Source organism: Oribacterium sinus, from assembly GCF_963537195.1.
GTDB classification, from domain to species: domain Bacteria; phylum Bacillota; class Clostridia; order Lachnospirales; family Lachnospiraceae; genus Oribacterium; species Oribacterium sinus_A.
This window is the reverse complement of sequence record NZ_CAUTEG010000078.1, coordinates 1-11,366: the sequence shown is the minus strand read 5'-3', so window position 1 is coordinate 11,366 and position 11,366 is coordinate 1. Positions and strand designations below refer to the sequence as shown.

13 protein-coding genes are annotated in these 11,366 nt (G+C 44.3%); 12 read left to right on the top strand and 1 reads right to left on the bottom strand.

Going from position 1 to position 11,366, the window contains the following annotated elements; all coding sequences use genetic code 11:
• From RYL27_RS08690 to RYL27_RS08670, 5 genes are all read left to right on the top strand, one after another.
• A partial coding sequence (locus tag RYL27_RS08690; RefSeq protein ID WP_314966595.1) for a redox-sensing transcriptional repressor Rex occupies nt 1-578 on the top strand: 578 nt, incomplete at its 5' end.
• Nucleotides 575-940: a holo-ACP synthase gene (acpS, locus tag RYL27_RS08685; RefSeq protein WP_314966593.1), complete on the top strand. Its 366-nt coding sequence runs from the start codon at nt 575-577 to the stop codon at nt 938-940. The genes RYL27_RS08690 and acpS, both read left to right, overlap by 4 nt.
• 191 nt (nt 941-1,131) lie before the next feature.
• Nucleotides 1,132-2,028 carry an NAD(P)H-hydrate dehydratase gene (locus tag RYL27_RS08680; protein WP_314966591.1) on the top strand — a complete coding sequence of 299 codons (897 nt, stop codon included), beginning with the start codon at nt 1,132-1,134 and terminating at the stop codon, nt 2,026-2,028.
• Nucleotides 2,029-2,207: 179 nt separating this feature from the next.
• Nucleotides 2,208-3,410 carry an alanine racemase gene (alr, locus tag RYL27_RS08675; protein WP_314966590.1) on the top strand — a complete coding sequence of 401 codons (1,203 nt, stop codon included), beginning with the start codon at nt 2,208-2,210 and terminating at the stop codon, nt 3,408-3,410.
• Nucleotides 3,411-3,602: 192 nt separating this feature from the next.
• Nucleotides 3,603-4,343 carry a YebC/PmpR family DNA-binding transcriptional regulator gene (locus RYL27_RS08670; protein ID WP_304071582.1) on the top strand — a complete coding sequence of 247 codons (741 nt, stop codon included), beginning with the start codon at nt 3,603-3,605 and terminating at the stop codon, nt 4,341-4,343.
• 384 nt (nt 4,344-4,727) lie between these two features.
• Here RYL27_RS08670 and RYL27_RS08665 read toward each other — a convergent pair whose 3' ends face one another.
• A complete protein-coding gene (locus RYL27_RS08665; protein WP_314966588.1) occupies nt 4,728-6,521 on the bottom strand; it encodes an Rqc2 family fibronectin-binding protein in 1,794 nt (597 codons plus the stop codon).
• A 208-nt stretch (nt 6,522-6,729) separates the two neighbouring features.
• On the opposite strand from RYL27_RS08665, the gene RYL27_RS08660 reads away from it, so the two are divergent.
• The 7 genes from RYL27_RS08660 to RYL27_RS08630 are packed head-to-tail and all read left to right on the top strand — an operon-like array spanning nt 6,730 to nt 11,287.
• On the top strand, nt 6,730-7,605 hold the full coding sequence (locus tag RYL27_RS08660) for a YicC/YloC family endoribonuclease (protein ID WP_314966586.1): 876 nt from the start codon (nt 6,730-6,732) through the stop codon (nt 7,603-7,605).
• A gap of 18 nt (nt 7,606-7,623) precedes the next feature.
• On the top strand, nt 7,624-8,274 hold the full coding sequence (gene gmk / locus RYL27_RS08655; RefSeq protein WP_314966584.1) for a guanylate kinase: 651 nt from the start codon (nt 7,624-7,626) through the stop codon (nt 8,272-8,274).
• Nucleotides 8,255-8,677, top strand: coding sequence for a DNA-directed RNA polymerase subunit omega (gene rpoZ, locus RYL27_RS08650; protein ID WP_314833639.1), 423 nt, complete (start codon nt 8,255-8,257; stop codon nt 8,675-8,677). The genes gmk and rpoZ overlap by 20 nt, the downstream gene beginning before the upstream one ends.
• Nucleotides 8,677-9,948: a 30S ribosomal protein S12 methylthiotransferase RimO gene (rimO, locus tag RYL27_RS08645; RefSeq protein WP_314966582.1), complete on the top strand. Its 1,272-nt coding sequence runs from the start codon at nt 8,677-8,679 to the stop codon at nt 9,946-9,948. The genes rpoZ and rimO overlap by 1 nt, the downstream gene beginning before the upstream one ends.
• Nucleotides 9,932-10,474 (top strand): CDP-diacylglycerol--glycerol-3-phosphate 3-phosphatidyltransferase, encoded by a 543-nt coding sequence (gene pgsA, locus RYL27_RS08640; RefSeq protein ID WP_314345658.1) that lies wholly within the window; start codon nt 9,932-9,934, stop codon nt 10,472-10,474. Before rimO ends, pgsA begins: the two co-directional genes overlap by 17 nt.
• Complete coding sequence (locus RYL27_RS08635) at nt 10,474-10,995, top strand: CinA family protein (protein WP_314966580.1); 522 nt, start codon at nt 10,474-10,476, stop codon at nt 10,993-10,995. The genes pgsA and RYL27_RS08635 overlap by 1 nt, the downstream gene beginning before the upstream one ends.
• Nucleotide 10,996: 1 nt before the next feature.
• The gene (locus RYL27_RS08630; RefSeq protein ID WP_007156416.1) at nt 10,997-11,287 is read left to right on the top strand and encodes a hypothetical protein; all 291 of its coding nucleotides are present in this window, start codon (nt 10,997-10,999) and stop codon (nt 11,285-11,287) included.
• Nucleotides 11,288-11,366: the final 79 nt, after the last annotated feature.

The window sequence follows — 11,366 nt, the reverse complement described above, 5'->3', positions numbered from 1 at the left end:
GGTACCTAGAGGATTTAATGGATCAAAACATTGATCGTATCTCTTCTTCGGAACTATCCAAAAGAATGCATTTGACTGCTTCCCAGATTCGACAGGATTTGAATAACTTCGGCGGATTCGGACAGCAGGGCTACGGTTATAATGTGAAGAATCTTCATGAGGAAATCGGGAAGATTCTAAACATCGATAGAGAGCATCCTATGATTATCGTAGGGGCCGGACATTTGGGAATTGCCTTGGCAAATTATACGAATTTCCGGAAGCGGGGCTTTGTCCTTCGGGGGATTTTTGACTCCAATCCCAAGCTATGGGGAGAGAAGGTAGGAGATTTAAAGATTTCTCCTATGGAGGAGATTGAGTCGGTGGTAAAGCAATATCACATCCGCTTGGCTGCCATTTGCATCCCCAAGGATGTGGCAGTACCGGTGGCGGAGAAATTGATTTCTTACGGCATTGACGGTCTCTGGAATTTTGCCCATGTGGATTTGGAAGTACCGGATCATGTGGTGACGGAAAATGTTCATTTGTCAGAAAGTCTTATGCGCCTGTCCTACCGTGTCTTCGAGGAGCGTTCATGATTTTGGGAATCGGCTGCGATATATTGGAAATTGCCCGTTTAGAAAAATTAGTAAAAAAAAATTATACCCATAGGGTATTCACAGAAGAAGAACGCCGGCAAAGTGAGGGAAGACTCTCTCGCTTGGCCGGTGATTTTAGTGTAAAAGAAGCGGTGTCCAAATGCTTCGGCACCGGTGTAAGAAACTTCTCCCTTATGGATATTGAAGTGCTTAGGGATAGCCTGGGAAAGCCCTATGTGAAGCTCTATGGCGGCGCGGAAAAGATTTTTCTGGAAATGGGCGGAAAGGCTCTTCATGTCAGTATCAGTAATACCGGAGATCTGGTAATGGCTTATGCGCTTATGGAGGGAGAAAGCTTTTAGATAATGTAATGAGAGTTTGATAAATGCTAAAAGATAGAATGAGATTTTGATAACTTCCAAAAGATATGATGGGATATAAAATCGAAAAGATATGATGGAATTCTGATAAAATCGAAAAGATATGTTGAGATTCTGATGAATTCTAAAACTGTGGTAAAAATATGACAAAAGAGGAACAGGATGGCTTCAAAATGAAATTTTTTATTCCTAAACGAAATCCGGCTTCCCATAAGGGTTCCTATGGAAAATGTCTGATTATTGCAGGAGCGGAGGGAATGGCCGGGGCAGCTTATTTTGCGGCTCTGTCCGCCTATCGTACCGGTACCGGGCTGGTGAAGCTGTGCAGTGCAAAGAAAAATTGCGGTATTTTACAAAGCTTAATTCCGGAAGCCATTATTCTGTCTTTTCCGAAGGGAAAGGAGAATTTCCAAGAATTGGAAAAGACAATAGAATGGGCTGATTTTTTGCTGTTTGGTCCGGGAATGGGCACAGGGGAAGAGGCAGAAGAGCTATTGCGCTTGGTTTTGGATAAAGGAAGAGCTCCTTTATTGATAGATGCGGACGGGCTTAATCTTCTTTCAAAGGATTCCGCCTTACAAACTTTGGCAAAAGCCTATGGAAGGAAATCTCTTTTATTCCTAACCCCTCATCTTATGGAGTTTTCCAGACTTTCCGGGAAAAGCCTTACAGAAATCGAAAATCGCGGAGGAGAAATTGCAAAATCCTTTGGAAAAGAGTACCATTGTATTTTGCTGTTAAAGTCTCACGATACCATGGTGATTTCTCCGGAGGGGGAACTGGTTTATCACAGGGAGAAAAGCTGTGCCGCCCTCAGCAAAGGAGGCTCCGGGGATGTATTTGCCGGAAGCATAGCCGGGATTTATCTGATTTTAGAGGAAGAATCTAAGACCGTAAAGCAAATCCGGCAAGGCTGTATTGCGGCTATTTTGTCCTGTGAGGCGCAGATTTTAGCCGGAGAACTTGCTGCCAAGGAATGGGGAGAACACGGCGTCTTGGCACAGAACATTGCCAATGCCATGGGGAAGGCTCTGGAACTTTTGGAAGAGCAGGGATGCTTGATAGACTAAGGCTAAAAAGCTAAGACATTTGCCAAAGAGTAAATCAGGGAATCTGTCAAGCTAAAACGAATTAAAGAAGACAGATCAAAGAAGACAGATCAAAGAAGACAGATTATAAAAGACAGATCGAAGAAGATAGAACACAAAAGACAGATCAAAGAAGACGGTAAAAGAAGGTAAGCGAAGAAATGTGTTTGGGAAGAGAAAGCTACGGCAGAACCTACGCGGTAGTGGAGTTAAGTTATTTACAGGATAATATCAAAGCAGTGAAATCCCATCTTCGGGAGGGGATGCAGTTTTGCGCCGTAGTGAAAATGGATGCCTATGGTCATGGAATCGTGGAGGTGGCCAGAGCTGTAGAGGAGGAATGTTCTCTCTTTGGGGTAGCCACCATTGAAGAAGGAATTATATTACGAAAGGGAGGAATCACCACGCCCATATTGATTTTGGGGGTGGTTCCCAAGGGACAGTACAGAAGTCTTTGGCACTATGACATTATGCCCTCTCTGTTCACCAGGGAGCAGGGAGAAGCGCTCTCCGTTATTGCCAAGAAGGAGGGGAAGAGCCTGCCCTGCCATTTGGCTTTGGACACCGGAATGGGAAGAATCGGTATTCAGGTTGAGAAAGAGGGAGCTGTAGAGTTGGGACTGGAGCTTTTCTCCCTGAGCGGAATTGAAATCTGCGGTATTTTTTCTCATTTTGCCTGCTGTGACGACAGGGATAAGTCTTATACGGAGATGCAGGAAAGGCGCTTTGCAGACTATCTTAAGGCTTTAGAGGAGAGAGGAATCAAGCTTCCCCTCTGTCACCTTTCCAACTCTGCGGGAATTTTAGAGGGACGGGGAGTACAGTACGATATGGTGCGGGACGGCATTGCGATGTATGGGCTTTATCCCTCCAAGGACATGCAAAGAAAGCTACCCTTGAAACAGGTTCTCTCCTGGAAGGCTAAAATCAGTCATATTAAAGAAGTTCCGGCAGGAGAAGCCATTTCCTACGGCGCTAGCTTTATCGTAAAGGAACCCATGCGGGTGGCAACGGTTCCGGTGGGATACGGAGACGGTTATCCGAGAGTCCTTTCCAACAAAGCAAAGGTCTTGGTGGGAGGAAAACCATGCCCCATTCTTGGCAGAGTTTGCATGGATCAGTTCATGATAGATGTGAGCCATACGGAGGCGAAAATCTTTCAGGAAGTCACCCTTCTGGGACAGGAGGGAGAGGAAGAGATTTCTCTTTATGATTGGGAGGAATGGGGCGTTTTTTCCTATGAATTCCTCTGCAACCTGGGAAATCGAGTGCCGAGAGTTTACAAAATGAAGGGAAAATGGGTGGGAACCTATGATCCCCTGTCTTCCTTACATATCGAGGAGTATCAGGAGGAAGAAGGCTAAATCCGGGAATAAGCCTATTAAGCTACTATGCGGATGAAGTCATAACCGGAACAAAATGTTCTAAAAAATTCAGAGACCCCGAGGCAAGGGAGTGGCTCGCTTTGTGGAATGACTTGTTTTTTGGAAAAAAACTTGCATAGAAGGGGAAGACTGGATAATATAGAAAAATATTATAGAAAGTAGGAGATAAGCATGTCAGGACATTCAAAATACTCAAACATTAAAGCAAAGAAAGAGAAAAATGATGCCGCAAAGGGAAAGATTTTTACCATTATCGGTCATGAGATTGCCTTAGCCGTAAAGCAGGGAGGAGCGGATCCTGCCAGCAACTCCAAGTTAAAGGATGTCATTGCCAAGGCAAAGGCTAACAATATGCCTAACGATACCATTCAGAACGGTATTAAGCGTGCAGCAGGTGCTTTGGATACAGTAAACTTTGAAGAGCTGCAGTATGAGGGCTACGGGGTAAACGGTGTAGCCATTATCGTTAAGGTATTGACCGACAATAAGAATCGTTCCGCAGCGGATGTTCGTTCCGCCTTCACAAAGGGAAAGGGAAGTCTGGGAAGCCAGGGCTCCGTATCCTTCCTTTTTGAGGAAAAGGGACAGATTATTCTGGATAAGGAAGAAATGGAAGACTTAGGCCACGATGCGGAAGCCTTGATGGATATGGCGATTATGGCCGGTGCCGAGGATTTACTGGAAAGAGATGATTACTATGAAATTCTCACTGACCCCACCGAGTTTTCCTCCGTACGAGAAAAGCTGGAGCAGGAGAACCTGCCTATGGCAGAAGCCGACGTGGTTATGATTCCGGGAAATACCGTTTCCGTAACCGACGAAGAAGCGGTAAAGAACTTAAGAAAGACTCTGGACCTTTTGGACGCATCCGATGATGTGCAGAATGTCTATACGAATTGGGAAGAAGAATAAAAAGAGATTGTAAAAGAAATGGTTAATATTTCATAACAGTATAGGTCCGAAATTGGGGCACGCTCCCGCTAACCTCGCCCTGCAGGGGATACTAAGCGAAAAACTTCAGTTCCTTCGTTTTTCGCAAGTACCCGCGGGCTCAGATTGCCCCCATTCCGGACCCATACTGTATGAAATCCTAAAGGACAGTACCTTTTACAGTCTCTTTTGGGATTATAGGACAAAACCTGTTGATGAAAACCGCTCTACATCCTTGTAAATCAAGGTTGCAGGGCGGTTCAAATTTTTTACAGAAAGTGTGATTTCTTCCCCAATTCCAGACCTATACTGTTATGAAATGCCAACTCTTTTTTCTCTTTTTTCTCTTTTTTCTTCCTCAACACTTTACCAGGGGAAGTCTTTAACTTCTTCCAGAGCCAGTTTTGGGCTTACCAGAATGGAATAGTTCTGGTGATAAATCACAAAGCCGGGAGCGGCTCCGGGGACTTTTTTTAGGTTCTTCTTTTGGGTATAATCCACCTCCACCTTTTGGCTGTTGCCTTCCGAAGAGAAGTAGGCGGCCAGCTCTGCAGCTTCTTCAAAGAGACGATCGGGAAGCTCTTCCAAATCCTTTCCCTCTGTTTTGGCTATCACATGGGAGCCGGGAATATTTTTTCCATGGAACCAAAAATCCTTTCCTTCTGCAATCTGGAAGCTGAGGATTTCATTTTGCTGGTTATTTTTTCCCACATAGAGAAGATAGCCGTCTGAAGAACGGAAAAGTCTCGGCTTGGATTGGTCTTCCTTTCGCTGTTTTTTCTTCTTTCCGCTGACTTTTTTGATATAGCCGAAGTCTCCCATTTCCGCCCTTATGGCATCCAGATCCCCTGCACTTTCCGCAAGCTGAATACTGTTCATAATGGACTGGAGGTGGTAGAGCGTTTTTTTGCTTTCCGCTACCTGCTCTAAAAGGTTTTGTTCCGTCCTCTTGGCCTTATCATATTTTTCAAAATACTTCTTGGCATTTTCCATAGGAGAAAGAGTAGGATCCAAGGGGATTTTTTCTTCCTTTCCCGTGTAGTAATTTTCGCACTGGAGCTCTTTCTCGCCTCCGGTAAGGCTATAGCCGTAGGTGGTTAAGAGTTCTCCGTAGATTCTGAATTTATCCTTTTTCTCCGTATCCTTTAACTGCTTTTCCTGCAATGCCAGCTTTTTATTACAACGCTCCAGAAGGGTATGGCACTGCTTCTTTAGGTCGGTGGATTTTTGCCGTACCCTGTCGTCCCTCTCCTTATTTCCATAGTATTGAAGGAGGAGGGCGGAGGGGGAAGCAATGTATTCTTCGGAAAATGCCGGATTGCCCTTGTATTGTTGGACGGAGAGTGCAGAAAAGTCAAAGGCTTTTTCACCCTCATACAAAATGACCGGATGAAAATCTCTTTCTTGAATCGTTCTCCGAAAGGCCAAAATGGCTTCCTGCACCCCCATCCCTTCCTCCGAAGATAAGGTATTGGAGAGTTTATCGATGGGGAGAGAAGCGCTAAGGCAAAGTTCTCTGGCCAGCAAGGGGCTTAGTCCGGAAAAGCTTTGGAAGAGGCATTCCCATAAGGGGAGGGCATCTTTTTCCAAGAGAGCATCCAGCTTATCCATAGGGAAGGATAAAATATTTTCCTTATGGAAGGCATCCGGAATGAAATATTCCCTCCCGGGAAGTACCTCTCTTACGGAGGATTGGCTCAGGGAAATTCTCTTTATGGCGTCTAAAATCGTATAATCTTCCTTCAGCAAAATGATGTTGGAATACTTACCCATAATCTCCACAGCCAAATGCTTGATACCTACATCCCCCAGCTCATCTCTATGGGATATATCCAAAAAGAGCACCCGCTCCAGTCCTTCCTCCGTAAGCTTTAAGGAAGCCTGCCGAATACTTTGAATGATGCCATTTCCGATATGCTTTCGAAGGGACATACAAAAGCTGGGGGCGGTAATGGGGGCGGTTTTCCCTTCATTTGCCAAATATAGAAGAGGGAAGGAGGGATTGGCGGAGAGGTGGAGAATCTCCGTGTTTTTTTCCTTCTTTATAAAAAGTTGCAATTCATCCTTTTCACTTTGGATGATTTTGGAAATCTTCCCGCCTAAAATTCGTTCTTGAAATTCCGCGATGCACGCTGCAAGATACAATCCGTCAAATGCCATGAAAACCGTCCTTTTCCACTTGAAATAGTAAATCCACCTTGCTATCATACTGGAATACCGGCCTGTAAGTTTGGTGGTTTATACGTAAATGAAATTGCCGACAGGAAAGTTCTTTATCCTTTCCGGCTATGACTTTTCCTATATTTTCTTAGGAAAAGCTACAAAGAGGATAAAGTAAAGGCATGAAAAATGCAAGAGAGGGGACTTTATGAGTATCAAAAGTATGACAGGATTCGGCCGCTGTGTGGGAGAGAAGGATTGCTCCGGTATCACGGTGGAAATCAAGTCGGTTAATTCCCGTTTTTTAGACCTGTCTATACGCCTGCCCCGGACTATGCAGCATCTGGAAATGAAGTGTAGAGAATGGGTGAAGGAAAGAATTTCCAGGGGAAAGGTGGAAATCTTTGTTTCTCTGGAGGACAGCACGGAAAAAAAGAAGAAGCTTTTGCTTCGGGAGGATTTACTGGATGCCTATGTGGAAAGCATTAAAAAAGTAGCCGAAAAATATTCTCTTCCCTATAATCTGGATGCCAAGGAGCTGGTATTCTTCCCGGAAGTGGCTCAGATTGTGGAAGGGGAGGAAGAAGATCGGGAGGAAGCTCTTTTCTTGGCTATGGAGCTGGCTATGACAGAATATCAAAAGGCCAGAGAGAAGGAAGGAAGCAATTTAAAAAGAGATATTCTTTTAAAACTTTCGGAAATGCAGGAAGGCATTGATTTCATTAAGGGAAAAGAAGGAGATATTCAAAGGGCTTATGCTGAGCGTCTTCGGAAGAAGATGGAGGAGATGCTCTCCGGAAGAGAGGTAGAGGAAGGCAGAATTCTGCAGGAAGTGGCAATCTTTGCCGATAAGGTGAGTACGGATGAGGAAATCACAAGGTTGCAAAGTCATATCCAAAGAATGGCAAAGCTTTTAGAGGAAGAGATTCCTATAGGAAGAGATTTGGATTTTCTTTTGCAGGAAATGAATCGGGAAAGCAATACCATATTATCTAAGGCTAATGATTTATCTGTATCCGAGAAGGCTTTAAAATTGAAAAATCATATCGAAAAGATTCGAGAGCAGGTACAGAATATAGAATAAGGGAAGCAGGAAAGAAGAATGGAAAAGCATAAAGAAAAGGGAATTTTGGTGGTGGTGTCCGGGTTTTCCGGGGCAGGGAAGGGTACGATTATGAAGAATCTGACCCGAAAATATGATAACTATGCCCTGTCCATTTCCGCAACAACAAGAGCAGCAAGACCGGGAGAGGAGGAAGGAAAGTCCTATTTCTTCGTCAGCAAGGATCGCTTTGAAGAGATGATTGACCGGGATGAGCTGGTGGAGTACGCCAAGTATGTGGACAATTATTACGGAACACCCCGAAAGTTTGTGGAAGATTGTCTTAACGAAGGAAAGGATGTCATTCTGGAGATAGAGATTCAGGGTGCCTTGAAGATTAAGAAAAAGTTCCCCGACAGCCTTTTGATTTTTATGGCACCGCCCTCCGCAGAGGAGCTTAGAGCCAGACTGATCGGCAGAAACACCGAGGATGAAGCAACAGTCAATAAACGCTTAAGTCGTGCTATTGTAGAGGCGGAAGGCGTGGAGGCCTATGACTATATTCTTGTCAATGCAGATATTGACACATGCACGGAAAAACTGCATAATTTAATCCGTGCCTCTCATGATCGGGCAGAGGGACATTTGGATCTGATTGAAGAAATCAGAAAGGACTTAAGGAGGATAGAAGATGCTACGTCCAACGTATAATGATTTAATAGAATCTATGAACCGCAATAGAGAAGAGGGGGAATTGGAAGTACAATCTCGCTATTCCGTAGTAATTGCCAGTGCGAAGAGAGCCAGACAGCTGATTGACGGAGAGGAGCCTTTGATTAAGGGAGAAGAGGGAAAGAAGCCTCTTTCCGTGGCAATCGAAGAGATTTCCCGTAACCTTGTCAATGTGGAGAAGGGCTTGGATTATGAGGATGAGCCTATTATTATTCCGGAGAAGGAAGAGTACTCTCGTTATGCCATCGATGATGATTTAGACGATGATGAGGATGTAGAGGAAGATCCGGAAGAAAAGGACGAAGAGGAAGACTACTCCGAAATGGATGAGGAAGAGGAAGACTTCGGAGAAGACGATTATCAGTCTGATAGTGAGGCCTAATGAAGCTTTATCTGGAGAGCTTAGGCTGTGATAAAAATAGAGTAGACGCGGAGAAGCTGCTTTTTGAGCTGTTAGAGAAATATCCCGGTTCTTCCGTTACCGATGAGCCAAGTGAGGCGGAGATTGCCATTGTGAATACCTGCTCCTTTATCGGCCCCGCCAAGGAAGAAAGTATTCAGTGTATTCTGGATTTGGCGCAATACAAGGAAACGGGAAAGCTGGAGAAGCTTATTGTGGCAGGTTGTCTTGTGGAGCGCTACAAGGATGAGATTCGGAAGGAGCTTCCGGAGATTGATGAAATTACTTCCGTAAAGGATTATGTGAAGAGACTGGACCATCAGATGGCCAGGGTAGAAAGCGGAGAGAAGTACAGTCGCTACTTAAAGATTGCGGAGGGCTGCGATAAATATTGCAGCTACTGCATTATTCCAAGGCTTCGCGGCCATTATCGTTCCATTCCCAAAGAGCTGGTCTTGGAAGAGGCAAGAGCTTTGGTTTCGGAAGGGGCCGGGGAGCTGATTTTGGTTGCTCAGGAAACCACACTTTACGGTACGGATCTTTATAAAAAGAAGGCTTTGGCTGAGCTTTTGGCTGAGCTTTCCGAGATTCCGAATCTTCAGTGGATTCGGATTTTGTACTGCTATCCGGAGGAAATAGAGCCGGAGCTGATTCAGGAAATGAAGAGAAATCCGAAGGTGTGTCACTACCTGGATCTTCCTATACAGCATGCCTCCGACAGGATTTTAAAGAGGATGAACCGGAGAACCAGAAAGGAAGAGCTGAAGGAAAAGATTGCTCTTTTAAGAAAGGAAATGCCGGATATTGCCTTACGTACCACGATTATTACCGGCTTCCCGGGGGAGACGGAAGAGGATTTTCAGGAGGTTTTGGACTTTATTTCGGAAATGCGCTTTGATCGTCTGGGAGCCTTTCCCTATTCTCAGGAAGAGGGAACCAAGGCTGCGGAGATGGAAGATCAGATTCCCGAAAAGCTGAAAAATCAAAGACTTTCTCAGATTATGGAGCTACAGCAAAATATTGCTTTCCGAAAGGCGGAGGAGCAGATAGGAAGAAAGCTGAAGGTTTTGGTTTGCGGCTATGACGAGGAGGAACAGAGAGTGCTTTGCCGTTCCTATATGGATGCTCCGGATGTGGACAGCTATCTCTATGTTTTCGGAGAGAAAAAGGAAGTGGGAAGCTTCCTATATGTGAAGGTAATAGATACGGAAGGCTATGATTTGATAGGAGAATGGTGTGAATCTGCCGAATAAATTAACGCTGTTACGAGGAATTCTTGTTCCTTTTTTTGTGTTTTTTATCCTTTTAGAGGGTGGAAACAATCTTCTTTACCGCTATATCGGTTTGGGAATTTTCTGTTTTGCCTCCTTTACGGATTTTTTAGATGGTTATCTGGCCAGAAAGAATCATTTGGTGACCAATTTCGGAAAATTCATGGATCCTTTAGCGGACAAGCTTCTGGTATGTTCTGCATTAATATGCTTGATTCCCCTGGGGGAGTTGCCGGCTTGGTATGTGGTCATTTTAATCGGAAGAGAGTTTGTGATTTCCGGTTTTCGATTGGTTGCGGCAGATCATAATATCGTTATTGCCGCATCCATCTTTGGAAAAGCGAAAACAGCCAGTCAAATGCTTATGATTATTTTGCTTCTTTTACAGATTCCCGCTTTGGCTTTTGTGAATCAGATTTTTATTGTTTTATCTTTAGTGCTCACCATTCTTTCTTTGGTGGACTATGTATATAAAAATCACAGGGTGATTTCAGAGGGAGGCTTCTAATGGGAGATAAAAAAGAAAAGAAGGTTTTGGTGTATAATAGTGAGGCACCCATTGAAGAACAGGTGGTTTCTTTACTGAAAGGTTTAAAGAAAACCATTACTACCGCCGAAAGTATAACAGGCGGCATGATTTCTGCCGCTATTACTTCTGTGGAAGGAGCTTCCGAATGTTTTAAGGTGGGCTATGTCAGTTATTCCAACAAAGCAAAAAGGAAGTTGCTTTCCGTTAAGAAGGAGTTATTACGAAAGGAAGGAGCAGTTTCCTCCTCTGTGGCAAAGGAAATGGCTATTGGAGCCATGATGGAATCCGAGGCGGATTTGGCGGTTGCCGTAACCGGTAATGCAGGTCCTACTGCCTTGGAGGATAAAGAAATCGGTCTGGTTTACATTGCGGTTTGCGCCGGAGGAAAGACAAAGGTAGAAGAGTATCATTTTGCGGGAACTCGAAAAGAAATCCGGGAACAATGCTGTAACACCGCATTGGTGATGGTAAGAAACTATCTTTTGGAAAAAATGACTTAGTATGCGTTTTTCAAAATCTTTACAGTTTGGCGAAAGGGCCAAGAACTACATTCCCTATTTGATGGAGAATTTAAGAGAGGGACATACGATCCCCATGTGTTATTTAATCTACTCCGGCTTGGGAAATAACCTATATGAATTTTATGGGGCTCCCCATTGGTCTTTACCCACATTTCCCAGGAAAGAGGAAGAAATCCTTGGGGTGGCTTATGGCTATAAAGATGCCCTGTTGCTGGTGTCCGGGATGACCCGGCAAGCATTGGAGGAAGAAAGGAAATGCTCCTTGTCTTAGGGATTCTAAAATGGATATTGCTGATTATTCTTATCCTATTTTTGCTCCTTCTTTTCTTGCTTCTTCTGCAGATCGGAAG